Annotated in this window: 23 protein-coding genes; 16 read left to right on the forward strand and 7 right to left on the reverse strand. The window is 54.3% G+C overall.

Annotated features, from left to right (window positions below):
• Nucleotide 1 precedes the first annotated feature (1 nt).
• The 4 genes from OGV57_RS16925 to OGV57_RS16940 form a co-directional block, all read right to left on the reverse strand.
• Nucleotides 2-955 carry an ABC transporter permease gene (locus OGV57_RS16925; RefSeq protein WP_003037658.1) on the reverse strand — a complete coding sequence of 318 codons (954 nt, stop codon included), beginning with the start codon at nucleotides 953-955 and terminating at the stop codon, nucleotides 2-4.
• A 1-nt stretch (nucleotide 956) separates the two neighbouring features.
• Complete coding sequence (locus OGV57_RS16930; protein ID WP_003037661.1) at nucleotides 957-1,946, reverse strand: ABC transporter permease; 990 nt, start codon at nucleotides 1,944-1,946, stop codon at nucleotides 957-959.
• Entirely contained in the window at nucleotides 1,939-3,447 is a 1,509-nt protein-coding gene (locus OGV57_RS16935) for a sugar ABC transporter ATP-binding protein (protein WP_003838428.1), read from the reverse strand. The genes OGV57_RS16930 and OGV57_RS16935 overlap by 8 nt, the downstream gene beginning before the upstream one ends.
• A gap of 103 nt (nucleotides 3,448-3,550) precedes the next feature.
• Nucleotides 3,551-4,534 (reverse strand): autoinducer 2 ABC transporter substrate-binding protein, encoded by a 984-nt coding sequence (locus OGV57_RS16940; RefSeq protein WP_003037665.1) that lies wholly within the window; start codon nucleotides 4,532-4,534, stop codon nucleotides 3,551-3,553.
• 420 nt (nucleotides 4,535-4,954) lie between these two features.
• Here OGV57_RS16940 and OGV57_RS16945 point away from each other — a divergent pair, with 420 nt between their 5' ends.
• Both OGV57_RS16945 and OGV57_RS16950 read left to right on the forward strand, forming a co-directional pair.
• Complete coding sequence (locus tag OGV57_RS16945; RefSeq protein ID WP_054528651.1) at nucleotides 4,955-5,593, forward strand: DUF1007 family protein; 639 nt, start codon at nucleotides 4,955-4,957, stop codon at nucleotides 5,591-5,593.
• On the forward strand, nucleotides 5,584-6,564 hold the full coding sequence (locus OGV57_RS16950; RefSeq protein ID WP_054528650.1) for a nickel/cobalt transporter: 981 nt from the start codon (nucleotides 5,584-5,586) through the stop codon (nucleotides 6,562-6,564). The genes OGV57_RS16945 and OGV57_RS16950 overlap by 10 nt, the downstream gene beginning before the upstream one ends.
• A gap of 72 nt (nucleotides 6,565-6,636) precedes the next feature.
• On the opposite strand, the gene suhB is transcribed toward OGV57_RS16950, so the two are convergent.
• Nucleotides 6,637-7,440 carry an inositol-1-monophosphatase gene (gene suhB / locus OGV57_RS16955; protein ID WP_003037670.1) on the reverse strand — a complete coding sequence of 268 codons (804 nt, stop codon included), beginning with the start codon at nucleotides 7,438-7,440 and terminating at the stop codon, nucleotides 6,637-6,639.
• Between the two features lie 118 nt (nucleotides 7,441-7,558).
• Here suhB and trmJ point away from each other — a divergent pair, with 118 nt between their 5' ends.
• The 11 genes from trmJ (at nucleotide 7,559) to sseB (ending at nucleotide 16,308) form a co-directional block, all read left to right on the forward strand.
• Nucleotides 7,559-8,290 (forward strand): tRNA (cytosine(32)/uridine(32)-2'-O)-methyltransferase TrmJ, encoded by a 732-nt coding sequence (gene trmJ / locus OGV57_RS16960; protein WP_054528649.1) that lies wholly within the window; start codon nucleotides 7,559-7,561, stop codon nucleotides 8,288-8,290.
• 173 nt (nucleotides 8,291-8,463) lie between these two features.
• A complete protein-coding gene (iscR, locus tag OGV57_RS16965) occupies nucleotides 8,464-8,955 on the forward strand; it encodes a Fe-S cluster assembly transcriptional regulator IscR (protein WP_003037674.1) in 492 nt (163 codons plus the stop codon).
• A gap of 112 nt (nucleotides 8,956-9,067) precedes the next feature.
• Complete coding sequence (iscS, locus tag OGV57_RS16970; protein WP_003037677.1) at nucleotides 9,068-10,282, forward strand: cysteine desulfurase; 1,215 nt, start codon at nucleotides 9,068-9,070, stop codon at nucleotides 10,280-10,282.
• A 25-nt stretch (nucleotides 10,283-10,307) separates the two neighbouring features.
• Nucleotides 10,308-10,694: a Fe-S cluster assembly scaffold IscU gene (gene iscU, locus OGV57_RS16975; RefSeq protein ID WP_002913991.1), complete on the forward strand. Its 387-nt coding sequence runs from the start codon at nucleotides 10,308-10,310 to the stop codon at nucleotides 10,692-10,694.
• Nucleotides 10,695-10,714: 20 nt separating this feature from the next.
• Nucleotides 10,715-11,038 (forward strand): iron-sulfur cluster assembly protein IscA, encoded by a 324-nt coding sequence (iscA, locus tag OGV57_RS16980; protein ID WP_054528648.1) that lies wholly within the window; start codon nucleotides 10,715-10,717, stop codon nucleotides 11,036-11,038.
• A gap of 108 nt (nucleotides 11,039-11,146) precedes the next feature.
• The gene (hscB, locus tag OGV57_RS16985) at nucleotides 11,147-11,662 is read left to right on the forward strand and encodes a co-chaperone HscB (RefSeq protein WP_003838436.1); all 516 of its coding nucleotides are present in this window, start codon (nucleotides 11,147-11,149) and stop codon (nucleotides 11,660-11,662) included.
• Nucleotides 11,663-11,677: 15 nt separating this feature from the next.
• A complete protein-coding gene (hscA, locus tag OGV57_RS16990) occupies nucleotides 11,678-13,528 on the forward strand; it encodes a Fe-S protein assembly chaperone HscA (protein WP_054528647.1) in 1,851 nt (616 codons plus the stop codon).
• Nucleotide 13,529: 1 nt separating this feature from the next.
• Complete coding sequence (fdx, locus tag OGV57_RS16995; protein ID WP_003037690.1) at nucleotides 13,530-13,865, forward strand: ISC system 2Fe-2S type ferredoxin; 336 nt, start codon at nucleotides 13,530-13,532, stop codon at nucleotides 13,863-13,865.
• A gap of 11 nt (nucleotides 13,866-13,876) precedes the next feature.
• On the forward strand, nucleotides 13,877-14,077 hold the full coding sequence (gene iscX / locus OGV57_RS17000) for a Fe-S cluster assembly protein IscX (RefSeq protein ID WP_003037694.1): 201 nt from the start codon (nucleotides 13,877-13,879) through the stop codon (nucleotides 14,075-14,077).
• 61 nt (nucleotides 14,078-14,138) lie between these two features.
• Nucleotides 14,139-15,422 carry an aminopeptidase PepB gene (pepB, locus tag OGV57_RS17005; protein WP_003037696.1) on the forward strand — a complete coding sequence of 428 codons (1,284 nt, stop codon included), beginning with the start codon at nucleotides 14,139-14,141 and terminating at the stop codon, nucleotides 15,420-15,422.
• Between the two features lie 109 nt (nucleotides 15,423-15,531).
• Nucleotides 15,532-16,308, forward strand: a complete 777-nt coding sequence (gene sseB, locus OGV57_RS17010; protein WP_032937889.1) for an enhanced serine sensitivity protein SseB — start codon at nucleotides 15,532-15,534, stop codon at nucleotides 16,306-16,308.
• Nucleotides 16,309-16,344: 36 nt separating this feature from the next.
• Here the strand turns inward: sseB and timP are convergent, their stop codons facing one another.
• Both timP and sseA read right to left on the reverse strand, forming a co-directional pair.
• Complete coding sequence (gene timP / locus OGV57_RS17015) at nucleotides 16,345-16,473, reverse strand: small toxic inner membrane protein TimP (protein WP_306460201.1); 129 nt, start codon at nucleotides 16,471-16,473, stop codon at nucleotides 16,345-16,347.
• A 339-nt stretch (nucleotides 16,474-16,812) separates the two neighbouring features.
• Nucleotides 16,813-17,664 carry a 3-mercaptopyruvate sulfurtransferase gene (gene sseA / locus OGV57_RS17020; RefSeq protein ID WP_003037701.1) on the reverse strand — a complete coding sequence of 284 codons (852 nt, stop codon included), beginning with the start codon at nucleotides 17,662-17,664 and terminating at the stop codon, nucleotides 16,813-16,815.
• Nucleotides 17,665-17,870: 206 nt separating this feature from the next.
• Between sseA and OGV57_RS17025 the strand changes: the two genes are divergently transcribed.
• From OGV57_RS17025 to ndk, 3 genes are all read left to right on the forward strand, one after another.
• Nucleotides 17,871-22,805: an alpha-2-macroglobulin family protein gene (locus tag OGV57_RS17025; RefSeq protein ID WP_054528646.1), complete on the forward strand. Its 4,935-nt coding sequence runs from the start codon at nucleotides 17,871-17,873 to the stop codon at nucleotides 22,803-22,805.
• Entirely contained in the window at nucleotides 22,806-25,118 is a 2,313-nt protein-coding gene (gene pbpC, locus OGV57_RS17030; protein ID WP_054528645.1) for a peptidoglycan glycosyltransferase PbpC, read from the forward strand.
• 148 nt (nucleotides 25,119-25,266) lie between these two features.
• Nucleotides 25,267-25,698 carry a nucleoside-diphosphate kinase gene (gene ndk, locus OGV57_RS17035; protein WP_003037710.1) on the forward strand — a complete coding sequence of 144 codons (432 nt, stop codon included), beginning with the start codon at nucleotides 25,267-25,269 and terminating at the stop codon, nucleotides 25,696-25,698.
• The last annotated feature ends 282 nt before the right edge of the window (nucleotides 25,699-25,980 follow it).

Below are 25,980 nucleotides of genomic sequence, written 5' to 3' on the forward strand. Positions count from 1 at the left end.
ATCAGGCTTTACGATTCTGTAATGCGATAAAGAGGATCAGCACCGCGCCCCACAGCGCCATCGTCAGATAGCTGCTGACCCCCAGCAAGTTAAGGCCGCTTTCCAGCATTTGCAGCACAATCAGCGCCAGTACCAGGCCGATAATGCGTCCGAAGCCGCCATCCGGATTGATGCCGCCGAGTACGGAGGCAAGGATGGTGACCAGCAGGTAGGACTCACCGTATCCGGCTTTTGCCGAGTTGAATTTCGCCATCATCAGAATGGCGGCGACCCAGCCGAGCAGGGCTGAAATCACGTACACGGAAATTTGTACCCGTACGGTATTAACACCACTGTAGCGGGTAGCCTGTTCATTGGAGCCGACGAGATAAAGACTGCGCCCCAGCGTGGTGTGCTCCAGCAGTACCCATAGCAGGATTGCCACCAGGAAAAAGAGCAACAGCGCCACCGGAATACCCGCAATCGTGGCGTTGCCAAGGTACTGAATGGCGGTCGGGAAACCCGAAATCACCGTCCCGTTGGAGAGCAGAATATTCAGCCCGGAGATAAGTGTCATCGTGCCGAGGGTGGCGAGAATCGGTGAGACGCCGACCCAGGCAATCAGCGCGCCGTTGAGCGTACCGATAGCCACCGCCACGGCTGCACCTGCCAGCAGCGCCAGCACCAGAAACAGCGGGTTATCCGGATGGGTAACGATAATCGCTGCCATTACCAGCGAGCAGGCGTTCGCCCCGGCAATAATTGACAGGTTAATGCCGCCGGTCAGCATGGTCATACCCATCCCGAGGGCCAGCATACCGAGGATCGGTAACTGTGAGCCTATCGACTGGAAGTTAGCGACGCTAAAAAAACGGCTGCCGAGCAGGGCTGAGAAAACCAGGGCGACGACCACAATAATGACGCATTGCAGACGAATGATGGCATCACCGGGTAAAAATCTGGCGATTGTTTTCATCTCAAAGCTCCCTTGCCAGTTTGCGTTTTTCGTTCCAGGCCGTGGCACTGATGCTGACCAGGATAATGGCGCCGCTGAATACGGTGTGCCAGTAAGAGGAGACGCTGAGTAGCGTCAGACCATTTTGTAAGAAGGCGAGCAAGACAACGCCGAGCAGGGTTCCGGTCAACGTACCGCGCCCGCCGCTCATGCTGGTTCCGCCGAGTACGACCGCCGCCAGCACCGTCAGCTCAAAGCCGAGCAGCGAATTGGGTGCAACTGACTGGGTGATTTGCGCCTGAACCACGGCGGCAACACCTGCCAGAATGCCCATATAGCCATAGACGTAGAAATGCAGCTTCAGCAGATTCAGCCCCAGGCGTGAGGCCGCGTCGCGGTTGCCGCCCATGGCGTAAACCTGACGGCCAAGACGTGTATAGTTCATCAGCACTGCGGTAAAGACGATCACCGCCGCCAGGCACAGCAGGGGCAGGGTCAGGCCGTAGTCGTAGCCATCTGCCGCGGTGAAGGAGAACCAGTTAATGCCGTTCATAAACCAGTCAGGGAAACCGTACAGCCAGGTGCCTTTGGTGGCGTAAACCAGAAGGCCGTAGTAGACGTTCAGCGTGGCGATGGTAATGATGATTGCCGGAACGCGCAGCCAGTAGACCAGGAAGCCATTAATGAGCCCAAGCAGCAGGCCCACCGCAATCGCAATGGTTAACGCCAGAGCGAAGTTGCCGCCGTGGCCGATCACCCAACTGGCCATCGCATACTGGGCAATCGCGGTCATCGCCGGAAATGAGATATCGATCCCACCGGAAATCAGCACCACAAACAACCCGCAGGCGAGAATGCCGAGAATCGCGTAGCTGGTGGCCACATCTGTCAGATTGCCGAGCGAGAGGAACTCATCGGTGCTGACACTTAGCCCAACCGCCAGCGCCACGACCAGCAGGCCCAGCCAGAATTCATGTTGCCCGATTAAACGGGACAGATGCATCTTATTCATTGATTACCTCGACCACTTCAGCAATCTCCTCTTCACGGCAGTGATGAGGATTAAATTCCGCCACCAGTCTGCCGCGACGCATCACCAGCACGCGGTGGCTGTTGTAATATGCTTCCGGAATTTCATCGCAAATCATCAGCACCGCCATACCTTGTTCCGCCAAATCGCGGGCTATCTGATAAATGCCCTCTTTGTTGGCGATATCCACGCCGACGGTAGGCGAGTCGAGGATCAGAATGCGGGGATTGGTCGCCACCCATTTGGCAATGGCGATACGCTGGGCATTGCCACCGGAAAGGGTTTTGACCGGCAGGTGCGGATCGGACACTTTGATATTCAGTTCGCGGATTAAATCGGCGACCAGCTTTTGCGCTTTACGATGATCGAGCAAGCCGCTACCGGTGTGCAGTTGATCAAACACCGTGACGATGGTGTTGTCGTAAATCGACTGCTCCATGATCAGCCCCTGCGTCAGGCGATCTTCTGAGACGTAGCCGATCCCATGCTTAATGGCGTCGTGGTTATTACGAAGCGTGACCGGCTGACCGTTAATACGCATCTCGCCGCTTTCCGGCTGGGTCATGCCGAACAAACTGAGGCAAAGTTCGGTACGCCCGGCGCCCAACAGGCCGACAATCGAGACAATCTCGCCGCCATGTAGCGACAGATTAATGTTCTGGTATTTGCCTCTGCGGCTGAGGTTGCGCAGCTCCAGCAGGGGTTCTCGATCGTCGAATGATTTCTCCGGCAACGGGCTGTAGTGGAAGCGTTGTCCGGTCATCAGGAAAGCCAGCTCGTGACTGTCCAGTTCGCTGGCAGGATATGTGCCCACCAGTTTGCCGTCGCGCATGACGCTGATACGGTCTGCCACTTCCATCACTTCATCCAGACGATGGCTGACAAACACCACGCAAATGCCGGCTGCTTTCAGTTCGTTAACCACCTTCAGCAGGCCATTGACCTCCTGGCGGGTTAGCGAGGCGGTGGGCTCGTCCATAATCACCAGACGCGCATCTGCGGCAATTGCCCGGCAAATAGCGACCAGCTGTCGGTCGGCAATCGAGAGTTTTTCTACTTTTTTATCGGGATCGATATTCACCCCGATACGTTTCATGGCTGCCAGCGCCTGCTGTTTCATAGCACCACGACGCACCCAGATATCACCGCCCGGCAGATAGCGGTTGACCGCGATATTTTCTGCGACGCTAAAGTTGGGGAACAGCGACAGGTCCTGATAAATAACCTGAATGCCATAATGGGAAGAGAGCTGCGGCGTCAGGTGATGGAACAATTTTCCGTCGAGTAAAATCTGCGCGCCTTTTTCCGGGTGATAAACCCCGGAGATCACTTTAATAATGGTACTTTTACCACAGCCGTTTTGACCCGCCAGACAGTGAACTTCGCCTTTTCTCAGCGTCAGATTCACGTTATCCAGCGCCAGCACGCCCGGGAATTGTTTGCTGATATTCTCAAGAGTGATAAATGCGGTGGTGTCTGCCATGGACAATACCCCTGCGAGCGCCCTGACGGACGCTGAGTGTTAGTTTGGTTGATAGCGCCGACCAGACGGTCGGCGTTAAGGTTCCCTGGTGTTGGCTAAAGCCTTAGAAACCAAGTGATTGTGCGTTGTCTTTGGTGACTTCGAGGATCTTGTTAAAGCGGATCACTTTCTTCTCCGTGTCGATATCGGCTTTCCCTAAACCGTCGATACTCAGATCTGCATTGACTTCTTTGCCCTGCAACAGCTGATCGGCAACCGTTACCAGCGCATAGCCCGCATCTTTTGGATCCCACAGCAGCGCTTTTTTGATATCTCCACGCATCAGGTAAGGCGCAGCCTGCGCTGGCATGGCGATCCCGACAACGGCAATTTTATCTTTGGCGCGTTTTTTCTGCACAGCCTGACCAGCACCAATTGGACCCAGTGAGCCGAAGCCGATAATGCCCTTCATCTGCGGATAGGTTTTCATCAGATCCAGCGTTGTGGCGTAGGATTTATCAATGCTTTCCGCGACCGGCAGGCGTGAAGTGACCTCGAACATTTCCGGATATTTTTCTTTCTGGTACTTAATTGCATAATCAGCCCACGCGTTATGCAGTGGGACCGTCAGCGAACCAACATAGATTGCATACCCGCCTTTGCCGCCCATATTTTTCGCTAACTCATCGACGTTGGCTTGTGCGTATTTTTCACTATCGATGGTTTCGATATCCCACTGACCGATTTGCTCGTCCGGGGATTCGTGCGTCAGGACCACAATGCCTTTATCGCGCGCTTTTTTCAGTACTGGCTCAAGAACCTTGGCATCGTTTGGTACCACGATGATCGCGTTGACGTTTTTGGCGATCAGATCCTCAATCACTTTGACCTGCTGTGCCGGGTCCGGCGTAGACGGACCGGTCTGGTAAGCGTTCACATCCAGTTTTTTTGCTGCTTCGTTAACACCGGTTTCCATGCGGTTAAACCAGGGAATACCGGTGACCTTTGCAACCACAGCAATTTCATATTTTTCCGCCGCAAAGGACGTGCCGGACAACATGCATGCAGAAACCAGGGTTGCACTGAGTAATGCGAGTTTGAATTTCATAGTTGTACCTTTCGTAGGGGGCAGGACATGTCACGGCGTGAAGTTAACAACGAATGGAAGAGGGAATGAATCATAAGTTTGGAGAATGTGATATACGCCCACTATTGTGAATTTATAGAAATAAAATGGTTAACAATTAGTTAAATTTGAATGATTTTGCATTCAAGTGTTCAAACTAAGTGTTAACTAAACATTAAAATGAAACTTTTAATTAACATTTTATTATCATTTGACTTAGGCTTTGACACCGAAAAGGTGTTTGGGTGGAATTTCCCGAAGAAGAAATTATCGAAATTGAGAACTGAATCGATACCGGAAAAGGGTGCTCATCTTTTTTTCGTTCAATGATATCCTCGGCACACTTGCGCCAAATACGGCATCATTATTTGTGGCGGTGTTGATTTTTATCGTGGAGAACTCATGCAAGGCGTTAAACGTATCTTTATGACGTTGTTTCTCGCTGTCCTGTCTTTTGGCGCAGGTGCGCATCCCCACAGCTTTATTCATCTGAAAACCGAAGTTGTGAGCGAAAATGATCGGTTCGTCGCGCTAAAAATGCGCTGGACGATGGATGAAATCACGTCGGCGGATCTGCTTTACGACGCGGGGAATGCTAAACCTGGTGATGAAATTTGGAAAAAACTGGCGGCGGAAGTGATGGCCAACGTTCTCGGGCAGCACTATTTCACCGAAGTGTGGCACGATGGGAAAAAGGTAAAGTTTAAAAACAGACCGACGGAATATGGCATGGAGCGTGAAGAACACCAGGCGGTGCTGACGTTCGTTCTGCCGCTGGCCGAAGCTCAACCACTGAGCGGTCAAAAATATACTATTTCAACCTTCGATCCGACCTACTACGTCGATATGAGCTATGACAAAGACAGCGACGCCCGGCTTTCGCAGACCATAAGCCAGCAATGCCATATTTCAATGCATACGCCGACGCCGAATGAACACATGTTGAGTTTTGCGCAGTCGCTGGATAAAGAAGACGCACCGCCGGAGGATATGGAGTTGGGTAAACAGTTTGCACAGACGGTGACGCTGCAATGTCAGTAGTTTATCAACAACGCGCAGCCAGACGCCGTTGGCTTACGCTATGGCCACTGGCGGTCTTTTTGTTGCTGGCGACAGGCGGGGTGCTGTGGTTGTGGCAGGCCTGGCCTCAGGTAATGATGCACAGTGTCGTCTGGCAGCGCGACGTTAACCAGCAGATGAGCGGGTTGCTGAAAGCGGTTGCCGCGAACCCCACACGTGCGGGCGGATCTCTGCTGTTGTTTAGCTTTATATATGGGGTATTGCACGCATTGGGGCCTGGGCACGGCAAAATCGTCATCACGACCTGGCTTGCGACGCATCCGTCGAAGCTCAAGTCGAGCATTGGGCTGACGCTGGCGTCTTCCCTATTGCAGGGGCTGGTGGCAATAGGACTGGTGGTTGTAGTCCTCACGGTGCTGCAACTGCCTGCCCGACAGCTGCATATGAGCAGTTTCTGGCTGGAGAAAGGAAGTTATGCGCTGGTTGGCGTGTTGGGCGTTTTATTGTGTGTCCGTGCGCTGAAGAAATTGCGCCAGCTGCTGATGCGCCCGAAATTCACCGCCTTTACGCCGCACCATGTGCATCACGAGGGCTGCGGCTGCGGGCATCAGCATTTGCCCAACCCGGAACAACTGCAAAGCGGCGATGACTGGCGCGCCCGGTTGATGATTATTCTCTCTATGGGCATGCGTCCCTGCTCTGGCGCAATTATGGTGCTGCTGTTCAGTAAAGTGGTTGGCGTCTTTAGCTGGGGTATGGCGTCGGCGTTGGCGATGGCGGCAGGAACCTCTTTGACGATTACGTCACTGGCTTTGCTGGTACATAGCTTTCGCTCATTGGCGGTGAAAATTAGCGGGCATAAAGCGCCGGTGCTGTGGCGACAGATTGGCTGGACGACGCTGGCGTTAGCCGGTGGTGCGGTGCTTATTGTTGCTGCGGTAGTGATGTGGATGAGCGCGGTGCCGGTAGGGCGAGGGATAAGACCATTTTAGATTAGTGAGCGGAATGGTATGACTTGTAGGCCGGATAAGACGCGAAAGCGTCGCATCCGGCACCACAGCAGATTAACGCTTCAGCGCATCGCTCAGTTCGTCACGCATGTTAGCCAGCATGGCTTTAACAACGCGCGGGTTACCTGCAACGATGTTGCCGGTTGCCAGGTAGTTATGACCACCGGTGAAGTCGCAAACCAGTGCGCCAGCTTCACGTGCAATCAGCTCACCTGCTGCGAAATCCCATGGTTTCAGACCGATTTCGAAGTAACCGTCAACGCGCGCAGCGGCAACGTAAGCCAGATCCAGCGCAGCAGAACCTGTGCGGCGGAAGTCAGCGCACTCGGTAAACATTTTACCAAGAATTTTCATGTAAGAAGCGGCGTGCTGCTTCGCTTTGAACGGGAAACCGGTGGCGATGATGGTGCCGTCCAGATCGCGGGCGGTGCTGCCACGCAGACGATAGCCGTTCAGCTGTGCGCCCTGGCCGCGAGTGGCGGTGAACAGTTCGTTACGCATTGGATCGTAAACAACGGCGACTTCAGTACGGCCTTTAATGCGTACTGCGATAGATACCGCGAAGTGCGGCAGACGTTTTACGAAGTTGGTAGTGCCATCCAGTGGATCGATAACCCATTGAACATCCTGATCTTCACCTGCGTGCTCACCGCTTTCTTCGGTGATGATGGTGTGCTGTGGGTAAGATTTGCGAATAGTTTCGATAATAATCGCTTCGGCGGCTTTATCGACGTTAGTCACGAAATCATTGCTGCCTTTCTGGCTGGTTTCTACAGAGTCTGGGGTTTCGTAGTGTTTGGCAATTACATTACCCGCCTTGCGCGCTGCGCGCACGGCGATGGTCAGCATCGGATGCATCGGTCTCTCTCACTGGATGTTAAAGAACGGGAAAACGGCGCAGAGTATAGCAGCGAGTTCGGAATATGTCTTCGTTTTATGATAATATGCCCGAATAATCTTTAGCCGAAGAAATACAATGCTGCAAAATATTCGAATCGTGCTGGTGGAAACCTCTCACACTGGCAACATGGGCTCTGTAGCCCGCGCAATGAAAACCATGGGGTTAACCAATCTGTGGCTGGTAAATCCACTGGTTAAACCGGACTCTCAGGCCATCGCTCTGGCGGCAGGTGCCAGTGATGTAATTGGCAGCGCGCAGATTGTCGATACTCTCGATGAAGCGCTGGCAGGTTGCAGCCTGGTAGTAGGCACCAGTGCGCGCTCCCGTACGCTACCGTGGCCGATGCTGGATCCGCGTGAATGCGGTTTAAAAAGCGTCTCTGAAGCGACGAATTCGCCCGTAGCGCTGGTGTTTGGTCGTGAACGTGTTGGCCTGACGAATGAAGAACTGCAGAAGTGCCATTACCACGTCGCTATTGCCGCGAACCCGGAATACAGTTCGCTGAACCTGGCGATGGCGGTGCAGGTCATCTCTTATGAAGTGCGCATGGCCTGGCTGGCAACGCAGGAAAGCGAGAAGACCGCAGAATACGAAGAAGCTGAGTATCCGCTGGTCGATGATTTAGAGCGTTTTTACGGTCATCTGGAACAAACGCTGCTGTTGACCGGATTTATCCGTGAAGGGCATCCGGGGCAGGTGATGAACAAGCTGCGCCGTCTGTTTACGCGTGCGCGTCCTGAGAGCCAGGAGCTGAACATTTTGCGCGGAATTTTAGCTTCAATTGAGCAACAGAATAAAGGCAAGTAAACGTAACGCCTCCGGCAAGTAAAAATGGCACTGAAGGTTAAATACCTGACTAAATTAGTCAAGTAAATAGTTGACTGATTTAGTCGGGAATGTCAGACTTGCCCCTGCTATGCAATACCCCCATTTTACAATAAAAAACCCCGGGCAGGGGCGAGTTTGAGGCTAAGTAAGACATGAGACTGACATCAAAAGGGCGTTATGCCGTGACCGCAATGTTGGACGTTGCGCTCAACTCCGAAACGGGCCCGGTACCGTTGGCTGATATTTCTGAACGTCAGGGAATTTCCCTGTCATATCTGGAGCAGCTGTTTTCCCGTTTGCGTAAAAACGGTCTGGTTTCCAGCGTACGTGGACCAGGCGGCGGGTATCTGCTGGGTAAAGATGCCGGCAGCATCGCAGTAGGTGAAGTAATCAGCGCTGTGGACGAGTCTGTAGATGCGACCCGTTGCCAGGGCAAGGGCGGTTGTCAGGGCGGCGATAAATGCCTGACCCACGCGCTGTGGCGCGATCTGAGCGATCGTCTGACCGGTTTCCTCAACAACATTACGTTGGGCGAACTGGTGAATAATCAGGAAGTCCTGGATGTGTCTGGTCGCCAGCACACGCATGACGCTCCACGCACTAATCGTGCACAAGACGCGATCGACGTTAAGTTACGCGCATAATAAAAGTATTTTAGAATCAGGCCGGGGTGTTACACACCCCGTTAACTCGGTCGTACATCCAGCCGGTTGCCTGATTCCTTGCATTGAAGCGATGTACGGAGTTTATAGAGCAATGAAATTACCGATCTATCTCGACTACTCCGCAACCACGCCGGTGGACCCGCGTGTTGCCGAGAAAATGATGCAGTGTCTGACCCTGGACGGAAACTTTGGTAACCCAGCGTCTCGTTCACACCGTTTCGGCTGGCAGGCTGAAGAGGCGGTAGATATCGCCCGTAACCAGATTGCTGACCTCGTGGGCGCTGACCCGCGTGAAATCGTCTTTACTTCCGGTGCGACTGAATCCGATAACCTGGCGATTAAAGGTGCAGCCAACTTTTATCAGAAAAAAGGCAAGCACATCATCACCAGCAAAACCGAACACAAAGCCGTGCTGGACACCTGTCGTCAGCTGGAGCGCGAAGGGTTTGAAGTCACCTACCTCGCCCCGCAGCGTAACGGCATTATCGACCTGAAAGAACTTGAAGCGGCAATGCGTGACGACACTATCCTCGTGTCCATCATGCACGTGAATAACGAAATCGGCGTGGTGCAGGATATCGCGACTATCGGCGAAATGTGCCGTGCGCGCGGCATCATCTATCACGTTGATGCGACCCAGAGCGTGGGCAAACTGCCTATCGATCTGAGCCAACTGAAAGTTGATCTGATGTCCTTCTCTGGCCACAAAATCTATGGTCCGAAAGGTATCGGTGCGCTGTACGTGCGTCGTAAACCGCGTATTCGTATTGAAGCGCAGATGCACGGCGGCGGTCACGAGCGCGGTATGCGTTCCGGTACGCTGCCTGTGCACCAGATCGTCGGCATGGGTGAAGCTTACCGTATCGCTAAAGAAGAGATGGAAACCGAGATGGCGCGCCTGCGCAGTCTGCGTAACCGTCTGTGGGACGGCGTGAAAGATATGGAAGAAGTGTATCTTAACGGCGATCTCGAGCAGGGCGCACCGAACATTCTCAACGTTAGCTTCAACTATGTTGAAGGCGAATCGCTGATTATGGCGCTGAAAGATCTGGCTGTATCCTCCGGTTCTGCATGTACTTCTGCAAGCCTGGAGCCATCCTACGTGCTGCGCGCGCTGGGGATGACCGACGAGCTGGCACATAGCTCAATTCGTTTCTCTTTAGGTCGTTTCACTACCGAAGAAGAGATTGACTACGCCATTAATCTGGTTCGCAACTCCATCGGCCGCCTGCGTGACCTTTCTCCGCTGTGGGAAATGTTCAAACAGGGCGTGGATCTGAACAGCATTGAATGGTCACATCACTAATCGGTACCGATAAGGAGAATTCAGCATGGCTTACAGCGAAAAAGTAATCGATCATTACGAGAATCCACGTAACGTGGGTTCTTTTGACAACAGCGACGAGAACGTGGGCAGCGGCATGGTGGGTGCACCAGCCTGTGGCGACGTGATGAAGTTGCAGATCAAAGTCAACAATGAGGGTATCATTGAAGACGCGCGTTTCAAGACTTACGGCTGCGGTTCCGCTATTGCTTCCAGCTCTCTGGTTACCGAATGGGTAAAAGGGAAATCTCTGGACGAAGCACAGGCGATTAAAAACACCGATATCGCCGACGAGCTTGAACTGCCACCGGTGAAAATTCACTGCTCTATTCTGGCTGAAGACGCGATTAAAGCCGCGATTGCGGATTACAAAAGCAAACGTGAAGCAAAATAATTAAGAGTTGAGGTTTTATTATGTCGATTACCTTAAGCGACAGTGCAGTAGCGCGTGTAAATACCTTCCTGGCAAACCGCGGTAAAGGGTTTGGTCTGCGTCTGGGCGTGAGAACCTCCGGCTGCTCAGGTATGGCCTATGTACTGGAATTTGTTGACGAGCCGGCTGCTGAAGATACCGTGTTTGAAGACAAAGGCGTTAAAGTTGTGGTCGACGGTAAGAGCCTGCAATTCCTCGACGGTACGCAGTTAGACTTCGTCAAAGAAGGTCTGAACGAAGGGTTTAAGTTTACTAACCCGAACGTGAAAGACGAATGTGGATGCGGCGAAAGCTTCCACGTGTAACGCGCTTACCGATAACCCCACCGTGGTCGCCTGCGCGTGGGGTTTGTTTTACCTGACTCTCTGGTTTTGCTCCCGTGAACAACAGAGAATCGATGCCCTGAGAATGTTATGGACTACTTCACCCTCTTTGGCTTACCGGCCCGTTATCAGCTCGATACTCAGGCGCTGAGCCTACGTTTTCAGGATCTACAACGTCAGTATCATCCTGATAAATTTGCCAGCGGTTCCCAGGCGGAACAACTTGCTGCGGTTTCGCAGTCCGCCACTATCAACCAGGCCTGGCAAACGCTGCGTCATCCTTTGATGCGCGCCGAATACTTATTGTCTTTACACGGCTTTGACATCCGTAGCGAACAGCACACGGTGCGCGATACCGCGTTTCTGATGGAACAACTGGAGCTGCGGGAAGAGCTGGACGAAATTGAACAGGCAAAAGACAGTCAACGTTTAGATGCGTTTATGCAACGCGTCAGCGAAATGTATAACGTTCGTCATCAACTGATGGTGGAACAGCTGGATAGCGAGACGTGGGACGCAGCGGCAGATACCGTGCGTAAGCTGCGTTTTCTCGATAAACTGCGAAGCAGTGCAGAACAACTCGAAGAAAAACTGCTCGATTTTTAATTTCCGGAAGCGAAAATGGCCTTATTACAAATTAGTGAGCCTGGTCTGAGCGCCGCGCCGCACCAGCGTCGTCTGGCGGTAGGTATCGATTTAGGCACCACCAACTCCCTGGTTGCGACCGTACGCAGCGGCCAGGCCGAAACGTTGGCAGACCATGAAGGTCGCCACCTGTTGCCGTCAGTGGTTCACTATCAGCAGCAGGGTTATTCTGTCGGTTACGATGCCCGCGCCAATGCTGCGCTGGATACGGCAAACACCGTCAGTTCGGTAAAACGCATGATGGGCCGCTCTCTGGCGGATATCCAGGCGCGTTACCCGCATCTGCCATATACGTTCCAGGCAAGCGAAAACGGCTTGCCGATGATTGAAACCGCTGCCGGATTGCTTAATCCGGTGCGCGTCTCCGCGGATATTCTGAAAGCGCTGGCCGCGCGGGCAACCGAATCACTGTCCGGCGAACTGGACGGCGTGGTAATCACCGTTCCGGCTTACTTTGACGATGCACAGCGTCAGGGGACCAAAGACGCCGCGCGTCTGGCGGGCCTTCACGTATTGCGTCTGTTGAACGAACCGACCGCAGCTGCGATTGCCTATGGTCTGGACTCCGGTCAGGAAGGCGTGATTGCGGTCTACGATCTTGGCGGCGGTACTTTTGATATTTCTATTCTGCGCCTGAGCCGCGGCGTGTTTGAAGTGCTGGCGACCGGCGGTGATTCCGCGCTCGGCGGCGACGATTTTGACCATCTGCTGGCCGATTATATTCGCGAGAAGGCTGGCGTGGCCGACCGTAGCGATAACCGCGTACAGCGCGAACTGCTGGATGCTGCTATTGCAGCGAAAATCGCGCTTAGCGACGCTGATTCTGTAACGGTTAACGTGGCGGGATGGCAGGGTGAAATCACCCGTGAAACCTTTAATGAACTCATTTCCGCACTGGTCAAGCGTACGCTGCTGGCCTGCCGTCGCGCGCTGAAAGATGCGGGCGTGGAGCCGCAGGATGTGCTGGAAGTGGTGATGGTCGGTGGTTCAACTCGCGTGCCATTGGTGCGTGAACGCGTCGGTGAATTTTTTGGCCGTACGCCGCTGACTTCTATTGACCCGGACAAAGTGGTCGCTATTGGTGCGGCAATCCAGGCAGATATTCTGGTCGGAAATAAACCGGACAGCGAAATGCTGCTGCTGGACGTTATCCCGCTGTCCCTGGGACTGGAAACCATGGGCGGTCTGGTGGAGAAAGTGATCCCACGTAACACCACGATTCCGGTGGCGCGCGCGCAGGACTTTACCACCTTTAAAGATGGCCAAACCGCGATGTCCATTCACGTAATGCAAGGCGAGCGTGAGCTGGTGCAGGACTGCCGTTCACTGGCGCGTTTTGCGCTGCGCGGCATCCCGGCATTGCCAGCTGGCGGCGCACACATCCGCGTGACCTTCCAGGTGGACGCCGATGGCCTGCTGAGCGTCACCGCCATGGAAAAATCCACCGGCGTTGAGTCCTCAATTCAGGTTAAACCGTCCTACGGTCTGACCGACAGTGAAATCGCCTCCATGATTCAGGATTCGATGAGTTTTGCCGAGCAGGACGTTAAAGCCCGTATGCTGGCAGAACAGAAAGTCGAAGCGGCACGCGTACTGGAAAGTTTATCCGGTGCGTTGAACGCTGATGCCGCGCTGTTAAGCGCCGCAGAACGTCAGGCTATCGACACCGCCGCCGCGCATTTGAGCGAGGTTGCACAGGGTGACGATGTTGACGCGATAGAACAAGCCATTAAAAACGTAGACAAACAAACCCAGGAATTCGCCGCTCGCCGCATGGACAAGTCCGTCCGTAGCGCGCTGAAAGGCCATTCCGTGGACGAGGTTTAATATGCCAAAGATTGTTATTTTGCCTCATCAGGATCTCTGTCCCGATGGCGCAGTTCTGGAAGCTGAGACCGGCGAAACCATTCTTGACGTTGCCCTGCGTAACGGTATCGAGATTGAACACGCCTGTGAAAAATCCTGTGCCTGCACAACCTGCCACTGCATCGTACGTGAAGGTTTTGATTCTTTGCCGGAAAGCACAGAAGAAGAAGACGACATGCTGGATAAAGCCTGGGGACTGGAGCCGGAGAGCCGTTTAAGCTGTCAGGCACGTGTCACCGAGGACGATTTAGTGGTCGAAATCCCACGTTACACAATCAATCATGCACGTGAGCATTAACAGAGGGTAGTATGGGACTGAAGTGGACCGATAGCCGTGAAATCGGCGAGGCGCTGTACGACGCGTTCCCCGATCTCGACCCCAAGACCGTTCGTTTCACCGATCTGCACCAGTGGATCTGTGACCTGGAAGAGTTCGATGATGATCCACAGGCATCGAACGAAAAAATCCTTGAGGCCATTTTGCTGGTCTGGCTGGACGAAGCCGAATAAGTCAACGGGCTGCCCACGGGTGGCCCGTTTTCCTGTATGCGCGAAAATAAGGATAAATAAAATGACAGAAGCCATGAAAATTACGCTTTCCACGCAACCCGCTGATGCCCGCTGGGGTGAAAAGGCGACATACAGCATTAATAATGATGGCATTACCCTGCACCTGAACGGAAAAGATGACCTCGGCCTTATCCAGCGCGCCGCCCGTAAAATTGACGGCCTGGGTATTAAACATGTCCAACTGGATGGTGAAGGCTGGGATACCGAACGTAGCTGGGCGTTCTGGCAGGGCTACAAAGGACCAAAAGGCACCCGCAAAGTTGAGTGGGCCGCTCTGGATGAGGCGCAGCGCAAAGAGCTGGATAACCGCCTGAAAATTATTGACTGGGTGCGCGATACCATTAACGCCCCGGCAGAAGAGCTGGGCCCGGAACAGCTGGCGCAACGCGCAGTAGACCTGCTGTGCTCTGTTGCCTGCGATAACGTCTCTTACCGCATCACTAAAGGCGAAGATCTGCGCGAGCAGAACTACATGGGATTGCATACCGTAGGTCGTGGCTCCGAACGTCCTCCGGTACTGCTGGCGCTGGATTACAATCCAACTGGCGATAAAGAAGCCCCGGTTTATGCCTGCCTGGTGGGTAAGGGAATTACTTTTGACTCCGGCGGTTACAGCATCAAGCAAAGCGCATTTATGGACTCGATGAAGTCTGATATGGGCGGCGCGGCAACGGTGACCGGCGCGCTGGCGTTCGCCATCACCCGTGGTCTGAACAAGCGCGTGAAGCTGTATCTGTGCTGCGCGGATAACCTGATCAGCGGCAACGCCTTTAAACTCGGCGATATTATTCACTATCGCAACGGTAAAAAAGTTGAAGTGATGAATACCGATGCCGAAGGGCGTCTGGTACTGGCCGATGGCCTGATCGACGCCAGCGCGCAAAAACCAGAATTGATCATTGATGCCGCCACGCTGACCGGCGCGGCGAAAACTGCGCTGGGCAACGATTACCATGCGCTGTTTAGCTTTGACGATCAACTGGCTGCCCGTCTGCTGGCAAGCGCGGCGCAAGAAAACGAGCCGTTCTGGCGTCTGCCGTTGGCAGAGTTCCACCGTAGCCAGCTGCCGTCTAACTTTGCCGAGCTGAATAATACCGGCAGTGCGGCCTATCCGGCGGGTGCTAGCACCGCGGCGGGTTTCCTGTCCCATTTCGTGGAAAACTATCAGCAAGGCTGGCTGCACATCGACTGCTCTGCAACCTATCGCAAAGCGCCAGTTGAGCAGTGGTCTGCGGGCGCAACTGGTCTGGGTGTGCGCACGATTGCAAATCTGCTGATTGCCTGAACGGTGTTTTTGTAGGCCGGGTAAGCGAAGTGCCACCCGGCATTTTGCCTGATGGCGACGCTGTGCGTCTTATCAGGCCTACAACCCATATACATAATTTGTGATCTCTATGTCCGAAACGAAAAACGAATTAGAAACCCTGCTGGAGCAAGCGGCGACAGAGCCTGCGCATCGTCCGGCATTTTTCCGTACTTTACTGGAGTCTACCGTCTGGGTGCCGGGTACAGCCGCAGAAGGCGAGGCGGTGGTTGAAGACAGCGCCCTCGATCTTCAGCACTGGGAAAAAGAAGACGGCACGACCGTGATCCCGTTCTTCACCTCCCTGGAAGCTCTTCAGCAGGCGGTTGAAGATGAGCAGGCATTTGTCGTCATGCCGGTGCGTACATTGTTTGAAATGACGCTCGGCGAAACGCTGTTTCTCAACGCGAAACTGCCGACCGGCAAAGAATTTATGCCGCGTGAAATCAGCCTGCTGATGGGGGAAGAAGGGAATCCGCTCAGCACCCAGGAAGTACTGGAAGGCGGTGAATCGCTGATCCTCTCTGAAGTCGCTGAGCCTCCGGCGCAGATGATTGACTCGCTGACTACGCTGTTTAAAACCATTAAGCCGGTAAAACGCGCGTTTCTCTGCTCGATCAAAGAAAGTCCGGATGCCCAACCCAACCTGCTGATTGGCATTGAAGCCGATGGCGATATTGAAGAGATTATTCATGCCACGGGGAGTGTTGCAACGGATACGTTACCGGGTGATGAACCGATTGATATTTGCCAGGTGAGGAAAGGTGAGAAGGGCGTGAGCCACTTTATCACTGAGCACATCGCACCGTTCTATGAACGTCGCTGGGGCGGTTTCCTGCGCGACTTTAAACAGAATCGGATTATCTGAGTGAAGGAAAGCCGCCCCGAAAGGCGGCTACCAGGCTTACTTGCTCTGGGCGCTGAGCGTCATGCGTGCAGAATTACCTGAGTAACTCTGATCACCGTGAAGACACAATGCACCAGATACAACAAGCACGATACAGAAGTATCGTATCTTCATTGCGCGGTCCATGCGAAGACCGCATCACGACAGCACCACTGGCGATAATGCCGTGATAGCAAGCACTGATGTACGCTTGCTTATACGGCCATGGGACATCCTTTCCTGAAACCAGTGCCCGCTTGCGAGGCGGCGAAAAGGGCCGGAAAAGATAATACCTCAAATAGTGAATAGTTTCGCAGCTAATTAACTTGACATTCACTCCCTTAAAAGGGACTATTTGCCCCCTGATGTACGCTTGCATTGCTATGGTGACATAGCCTGCTGGAAAGGCCGCGAACCGGACCAGCACAAAAAAACCGCTCATTTGAGCGGTTTTTTTGTGGACGAAAAAGATGAATAAATCAGATTTTATTTAGCCTCAGATGGTTCTACCGGTAAATCGTTGCGAGCACCCCACTCGCTCCATGCGCCGTCATACAATGCGACGTTAGAAACGCCCAGCGTGGCAAGTGCCAGCACCACCACGGCAGCCGTTACGCCGGAGCCGCAGCTGGCGATAATCGGGCGGTCAAAGCTCACGCCGTGGCTGAAGAAAATAGCATCCAGTTCGTCGGTAGTTTTCAGCTCGCCGTCACGAACCAATTCTGTCCACGGTACATTAAGCGCACCGGGCACATGACCACGCTTCAGGCCCGGGCGAGGTTCGTCAACTTCTGCGTTAAAACGCGCAGCCGGTCGCGCATCGACAATCTGTGCGGTTTTTTCATGACTGGCCAGCAGTACATCGGTAACACGCACAACAGCGCCAGGCGTAAAGGCCACGTTAAATTCACCTTCAGGTAAATCCTCATCGCCTTCCTTGAGCATTAGATCATCGCGCTTCCAGCCTGCCAGACCGCCCGCCAGAATGGAGACATTTTCGACGCCAAATGTCCGCAGCATCCACCATGCGCGTGGCGCGGAAAACAGATTACCGTCATCGTAGATAACCAGATGCTTATCTTGATCAACGCCCAGTTCGCGCATCGCAACGGCAAAAGCTTCCGGGCGCGGCATCATATGCGGTAGCGGTGAGGTATGATCGGAAAGCGCTTCAATATCAAAAAAGACTGCGCCAGGAATATGGCCCGCACGATACTCCTCGCCAACGTCGCGATCTTCCTGTCCTGGAGGTGCCATTCGGGCATCAAGAATTTGTATTTCCGGGTCGTCAATGTGTTCGGCAAGCCAGTCGGCAGCGACAAAGAAGGCGGTGGTCATAGGCATCTCCATTTTTACCAGGTTTTGGCAAATTGTCGGATGTTTACCGTAAAGCGACAAGTAAAACAGGCTGATTTGTCAGGTGAATCCACATTAATCACTAAAATTAAGACAACGTTGTTCAGTTACTGACTTCCACCGCCGGAAATCTGACGCATAATAGTTGTTCTACGTAGCTAACGGGCCACTACGGCCAGGGATGAAAAATGAAACATTTACGCGTAGCGGCCTGCATGCTGATGCTGGCACTGGTCGGGTGCGATAATAATAACGAAAAATCACCGACGGCTGCGAAGCCTGATGCGCCTGCGCCACAGACAGCGCCAGCAAAAGATAAGGCTCAATTACAAAAACTGATGCAGCAAAGCCAGGGCAAGTCGCTGACGCTGCTGGATGCCTCAGAGGTCCAGCTCGACGGTGCGGCAACGCTCGTGTTGACCTTCTCCATTCCCCTCGATCCGGATCAAGATTTTTCCCGCGTCGTGCACGTTGTTGATAAAAAAAGCGGCAAAGTGGATGGTGCCTGGGAGCTGGCGCCAAATCTGAAAGAGCTACGCTTACGCCATCTGGAACCTAACCGGGAACTGGTCGTTACCATTGAGCGTGATTTGCTGGCGCTGAATAAAGCGACGTTCGCTATTGATTATGAAAAAAACATTACTACTCGCGACGTCCAGCCAAGCGTAGGGTTTGCCAGTCGCGGCTCGCTGCTGCCGGGAAAAGTGATTGAAGGGCTGCCGGTGATGGCCCTTAACGTTAATAGCGTAGATGTGAACTTCTTCCGCGTGAAGCCTGAGTCGCTCGGTGCGTTTGTCAGCCAGTGGGAATACCGCAATTCGTTGACTAACTGGGAATCTGACAATCTGCTGAAAATGGCGGAACTGGTGTATACCGGACGCTTTGACCTCAATCCTGCGCGCAACACCCGTGAGAAGCTGCTGTTGCCGCTGAGCGATATCAAGCCGTTGCAGCAAGCAGGTGTTTACATCGCGGTGATGAATCAGGCTGGACAATACAACTACAGTAATGCCGCTACGCTGTTCACGCTCAGCGATATTGGTGTGTCTGTACACCGTTACCATAATCAACTGGATGTCTTTACGCAGAGTCTGGAAAACGGCGCCGCGCAGCAGGGGATTGAGGTCACGTTACTCAATGAAAAAGGACAGACGTTGGCGCAGGCTACCAGCGACGCTCAGGGTCATGTCAAACTGGAGACTGATAAAGACGCGGCTTTATTGCTGGCCCGCAAAGACGGGCAAACCACGCTGCTGGATCTGAAGCTCCCGGCGTTGGATCTGGCTGAATTTGATATTGCCGGTGCGCCGGGATACAGCAAGCAGTTCTTTATGTTTGGCCCACGCGATCTCTATCGTCCTGGCGAAACGGTGATCCTCAACGGATTACTGCGTGACAGCGATGGCAAAACGTTGCCCGACCAGCCGGTGAAGCTGGAGGTCGTGAAGCCCGACGGACAAGTGTTACGTTCGGTAGTTAGCCAACCGGAAAACGGCTTGTACCGCTTTAGCTGGCCGCTGGACACCAACGCGCCAACGGGTATGTGGCATATTCGGGCTAATACCGGTGATAACCAGTCGCGGATGTGGGATTTCCACGTCGAAGATTTTATGCCTGAGCGGATGGCGCTCAATCTCTCCGCCAATAAGATCCCGGTGGCACCAACTGATGAAGTGAAGTTCTCGGTGGTGGGCTACTACCTGTACGGCGCGCCCGCTAGCGGTAATGCTCTGCAAGGGCAGCTTTATCTGCGTCCATTACGAGATGCCGTTCAGGCATTGCCGGGCTTCCAGTTTGGGAATATCGCCGAAGAAAACCTTTCCCGCAGCCTCGATGAAGTTCAGCTCACGCTGGATGACCACGGACGCGGCGAAGTGACCACCAACAGCCAGTGGCAGGAGACGCATTCCCCGTTACAGGTGGTTTTGCAAGCCAGTCTGCTGGAGTCGGGGGGCCGCCCGGTGACGCGTCGGGTTGAGCAAGCCATCTGGCCTGCGGATACGCTGCCGGGCATTCGTCCGCAGTTTGCAGCAAAAGCCGTCTATGACTACCGCACCGATACCACCGTGAATCAGCCTATCGTTGATGAAAACAGCAACGCCGCTTTCGACATTGTGTATGCCGATGCGCAAGGCGAGAAAAAAGCGGTGTCCGGTTTGCAGGTGCGTTTGATCCGCGAGCGACGAGATTATTACTGGAACTGGTCTGAAGGCGAGGGCTGGCAATCACAGTTCGATCAAAAGGATCTGGTTGAAGGTGAGCAGACTCTGGATCTTAAGGCCGATGAAACCGGTAAAGTCAGCTTCCCGGTTGAGTGGGGCGCCTATCGTCTGGAAGTGAAAGCTCCAAATGATGCGGTGAGCAGCGTACGCTTCTGGGCCGGTTATAGCTGGCAGGATAACAGCGACGGCAGTGGGGCTGTGCGTCCCGATCGCGTGACGCTGAAACTGGACAAACCCAGCTATCGTCCCGGTGATACCATGAAGCTGCACGTTGCCGCTCCCGCTGCTGGCAAAGGTTATGCGATGGTGGAATCCAGCGAAGGCCCGCTGTGGTGGCAAGAAATAGACGTACCGGCGGATGGTCTCGATATCTCCATCCCAATCGATAAAACCTGGAATCGCCACGATTTGTATCTTAGTGCGCTGGTGGTTCGTCCTGGCGACAAGTCCCGTTCGGCAACGCCAAAACGGGCGGTCGGTTTACTGCATTTGCCGTTAGGTGACGAAAACCGTCGTCTGGCGCTGGCGCTGGAAAACCCGGCGAAAATACGTCCAAACCAGCCGTTGACCGTCAAGATTAAAGCCAGCGTCAAAAATGGCGACGTACCAAAACAGGTTAACGTGCTGGTCTCTGCCGTTGATAGCGGGGTGCTAAACATTACCGATTACGCCACGCCAGATCCGTGGCAGGCGTTTTTCGGGCAAAAACGCTATGGCGCGGATATTTATGATATTTACGGCCAGGTGATCGAAGGGCAAGGACGCCTGGCGGCGCTGCGCTTTGGTGGTGATGGCGATGAATTAAAACGCGGCGGTAAGCCACCGGTTAATCACGTCAATATTGTGGCGCAACAGGCGCTGCCGGTCACGCTTAACGATCAGGGCGAAGGTACGGTGACGTTACCTATCGGTGATTTCAACGGCGAGCTGCGGGTAATGGCGCAGGCCTGGACGACGGATGACTTTGGCAGCAGCGAAAGCAAAGTGATTGTCGCCGCACCAGTAATTGCTGAGCTGAATATGCCGCGCTTTCTGGCGGGGGGAGATACGTCGCGCCTGACGCTGGACGTGACTAACCTGACTGACAAACCGCAAACGCTGAATATTAAGCTCGCGGCCAATGGTTTACTGGAGCTGATGGGGCAAGATCCCGCACCGGTAAATCTGGCGCCAGGCGTAAGGACTACGCTGTTTATTCCGGTGCGCGCGCGGGAAGGGTTTGGCGATGGCGAAATTCAGGCAGAAATTAGCGGTCTGACTTTACCGGGTGAAACGCTGCCTGTTCAGCATAAACAGTGGAAGATTGGCGTGCGTCCGGCGTTCCCGGCGCAAACCGTTAATAATGGTGTCGCACTTCAGCCGGGCGCGACCTGGCAGCTTCCGGGCGAAGAACTGACCAATTTCTCCCCTGTGACGATGCAAGGGCAACTGCTGTTCAGCGGTAAGCCGCCGCTAAACCTGGCGCGCTATATCCGCGAACTGAAAGCGTACCCTTACGGTTGTCTGGAGCAAACGGCGAGCGGGTTGTTCCCATCCTTATACACCAACGCTGCGCAATTGAAGGCGTTAGGTATTGTGGGCGACAGCGATGAAAAACGTCGTGCGGCAGTTGATATTGGGATTTCCCGTTTAGTGCAGATGCAGCGTGATAACGGCGGTTTTGCGCTGTGGGATAAAAACGGGTCGGAAGAGTACTGGCTGACCGCGTATGTCATGGATTTCCTCGTCCGGGCAAATGAACAGGGCTACAGTGTCCCGGTAGAGGTGATTAACCGGGGCAACGAGCGGCTACTGCGCTATTTGCAGGATCCGGGCATGATGTCGATTCGCTATACCGACGACTCTTCAGCAAGCCGGTTTGCCGTACAAGCCTACGCCGCGTTGGTTCTGGCACATCAGCAAAAAGCTCCGCTCGGCGCATTGCGTGAGATCTGGGAGCGTCGTGCGCAAGCAGCCTCTGGTTTACCGCTGTTACAACTGGGGATCGCGCTGAAAAATATGGGCGATGCCAATCGCAGTGAACAGGCGTTGACGCTGGCCCTGAATACACCGCGCCGCGATACGCAACAGTGGATGGCGGATTACGGCAGTGCCTTACGGGATAACGCGTTGATGCTGGCCTTGCTCGAAGAGAACAAGATCAAACCTGACGTGCAGAATACGCTGCTGAACACGTTGTCAGAACAGGCCTTTGGACAGCGCTGGCTCTCGACTCAGGAAAATAATGCGTTGTTCCTTGCCGCGCGTACGTTACAGGATTTGCCTGGTACGTGGCAGGCGCAAACGTCACTCTCGGAACAACCATTAGCAGGGGATAAATCGCTAACCCGCAATCTGGATGCCGATGCGCTGTCTACGCTGAGCGTCACCAATACCGGTAATCTACCGCTGTGGTTGCGTCTGGATGTGAGTGGTTATCCACAAACCGCACCGACGCCTGCCAGCAACGTTTTGCGTATTGAGCGGCAAATCCTGGGAATTGACGGAAATAGCAAATCGCTGGATTCGCTGCGTAGCGGCGAACTGGTGCTGGTCTGGCTGGAGGTAAAAGCCAGCCAGAACGTGCCGGATGCGCTGGTGGTCGATTTACTGCCAGCAGGACTGGAACTGGAAAACCAGAATCTGGCCAACGGCAGTGCCAGCCTGCAGGATAGCGGCAGCGAAGTGGCGAATCTGCTTAATCAGATGCAGCAGGCAGATATCCAGCACGTTGAGTTCCGTGACGATCGCTTTGTCGCCGCGGTGGCGGTCAACGAAGGACAACCGGTTACGTTGGTGTATCTGGCGCGGGCGGTAACGCCGGGGACCTACCAGGTTCCTGTCCCGCAGGTGGAATCAATGTATGTTCCGCAGTGGCGCGCGACCGGTGCGACAGAGGGACTTTTGATTGTCAGACCGTAAATGATACGCGGGTTGGGTAAATGCAGCTGCTGGCTCTGGCTGGCAGCCGTTGCACTATTGTTTGTGGCGGCGGTTTGGGCAGCAGATAAAATCTGGCCGCTGCCGCTGCACGAAGTCGATCCGGCGCGGGTCGTGGTGGCGCATGATGGTACGCCGCTGTGGCGCTTCGCCGATGCGGATGGTATCTGGCGGTATCCGGTAACGATTGATGAGGTGTCGCCCCGATACCTTGAGGCGTTAATTAACTACGAAGACCGCTGGTTCTGGAAGCATCCCGGCGTCAATCCGTTTTCAGTACTGCGCGCGGCATGGCAAGACCTCTCCTCTGGGCGTGTGGTTTCTGGCGGCAGTACGCTCACCATGCAGGTCGCACGATTACTCGATCCCCATCCGCGAACCTTTGGCGGCAAGTTTCGCCAACTCTGGCGCGCATTGCAGCTGGAATGGCATCTCTCCAAACGCGACATCCTGACACTGTATCTTAACCGCGCGCCGTTTGGCGGTACGCTGCAGGGCGTGGGGGCGGCAAGCTGGGCTTATCTTGGTAAATCACCCGCGCAATTGAGTTACTCCGATGCCGCGCTGCTGGCTGTTTTGCCACAGGCGCCGAGCCGTCTGCGTCCGGACCGCTGGCCGGACCGTGCTGAAGCGGCGCGTAATAAAGTGCTCGAACGTATGGCGACCCAGGGCATTTGGCCTGCCAGACAGGTGCAGGAGTCGCGTGAAGAACCGGTCTGGCTGGCACCCCGGCAAATGCCGCAGTTAGCACCGTTATTCTCGCGCATGATGCTGGGAAAAAGCCGAAGCGATAAAATCGTGACTACCCTTGATGCCGGATTGCAGCGTCAACTGGAAGAGCTGGCGCAAAACTGGAAGGGGCGCGTACCTGCGCGCAGTTCGCTGGCGATGATCGTGGTCGATCACACCGATATGAGCGTACGTGGCTGGGTGGGGTCGGTAGATATGAATGACGACTCCCGTTTTGGTCATGTGGATATGGTGAATGCGATCCGTTCGCCTGGCTCGGTGCTGAAGCCGTTTGTTTATGGCCTGGCGCTGGATGACGGACTCATCCATCCCGCTTCGTTATTGCAGGATGTCCCGCGGCGAACCGGGGACTATCGACCGGGGAATTTTGACAGCGGTTTTCATGGCCCGGTGAGCATGAGCGAAGCGCTGGTGCGCTCGCTGAATTTACCCGCCGTGCAGGTACTCGAAGCCTATGGCCCGAAGCGTTTTGCCGCATCGTTACGTAACGTCGGCTTACCGCTGTATCTGCCCGCAGGGGCTGCGCCGAATCTGTCGCTGATTTTAGGTGGCGCGGGGGCAAGGTTGGAAGATATGGCCGCAGCGTACAGTGCCTTTGCCCGCCAGGGAAAAGCGGGAAAACTGCGTCTGCAGCCGGGTGACCCACTACTGGAACGTCCGTTGATGTCGGCGGGCGCGGCGTGGATTATTCGCCGCATTATGGCCGACGAAGCGCAACCGCTGCCGGATAACGCGCTGAGCAGAGTGGTTCCTCTGGCGTGGAAAACGGGTACCAGCTATGGCTATCGCGATGCCTGGGCGATTGGCGTTAATGCGCGTTATGTGATCGGTATCTGGACCGGCAGGCCCGATGGTACGCCAGTGGTGGGGCAGTTTGGTTTCGCCAGTGCCGTGCCGTTGCTCAATCAGGTCAACAATCTTTTGCTCTCTCGCGGGACAAATCAGCCGGAAGATCCACGCCCTGAATCCGTGAGTCGTGGTGTGGTGTGCTGGCCGGGCGGGCAATCTCTTGCCTCCGGTGACAGCAACTGCCGTCGCCGTCTGGCAACCTGGTTACTGGATGGCAGTCAGCCGCCAACGTTATTATTGCCCGAGCAGGAAGGGGTTAATGGCATTCGTTTTCCTGTCTGGCTGGATGATGAAGGCAAACGTGTGGCGGCGGATTGCCCGCAGGCGCACGAGCAAACGTTAATCGTTTGGCCGTTGCCGCTGGAGCCATGGCTACCGGAATCAGAACGTCGTGGGGCGAGATTACCGCCAGTTTCTGCCACATGTCCGCCGCTGGGACAAGACGCTTCGCAGCCGTTGCAGTTGACAGGCATTCGTGATGGCGCGATTGTGAAGCGTTTACCCGGTTCTGCTCAAGCCTCATTGCCGGTGCAAACCAGCGGTGGGAGCGGTGAACGCTGGTGGTTTCTTAACGGTGAAAGGCTGGATGAACGCGGACGTCGTCTTACGTTACGGCTGGCGACTAAAGGGGATTATCAACTGCTGGTGATGGATGATGCAGGCCAGGTAGCGACGGTGAGATTTTCGATGCAGTAGACCAGTTAGTGACTGTTTGTTGCTAAAATTCATCTTATTTTAAAGAAATGTTACCTTCATCAATAGTCAATTGCCGGGATGCTCTTTATAATCCGCGCCAGGTCGTACATCTATATAGACAACAACAGAACACATTACAGAGGTTATCATGGCTATTGAACGTACTTTTTCCATCATCAAACCAAACGCGGTGGCAAAAAACGTTATTGGGAGCATCTTTGCGCGCTTTGAAGCAGCAGGGTTCAAAATCGTCGGGACTAAAATGCTGCACCTGACCGTTGAGCAGGCGCGTGGTTTCTATGCTGAGCACGATGGCAAACCGTTCTTTGACGGTCTGGTTGAATTCATGACCTCTGGTCCGATCGTTGTTTCTGTTCTGGAAAGCGAAAATGCCGTACAGCGTCATCGCGATCTGCTGGGCGCAACCAACCCAGCGAATGCGCTGGCCGGTACTCTGCGTGCAGACTATGCTGACAGCTTCACCGAGAACGGTACTCACGGTTCCGACTCCGTTGAGTCAGCGGCGCGCGAAATCGCCTATTTCTTTGGTGAAGGTGAGGTTTGCCCGCGCACTCGCTAATCTCCTGCGTCTTTCACGTCGCAGATGCGTTGGCTGCATTCGTTTACCCCGGTCACATAGTTTTCTATGCTCCCGGGGATGCTCGAACTTGCCGCCTTCCTGCGACGCGAAATCCTTTGGAGATGAATTAGCGATTTACATATTATTTTCGCTAATGCTTCGTGCAAACGTGGCATCCCTGCGCCAGACTTTGTACAATGCAACGCCCCGGAAGAGCAGATCGCTTGCCGGGGCGTTTCTTTTTAACCCTCCACGGGCCACAACGTGTAACAACGAGGCCGG

Source organism: Citrobacter sp. Cf087, from assembly GCF_030334285.1.
GTDB lineage: Bacteria > Pseudomonadota > Gammaproteobacteria > Enterobacterales > Enterobacteriaceae > Citrobacter > Citrobacter freundii.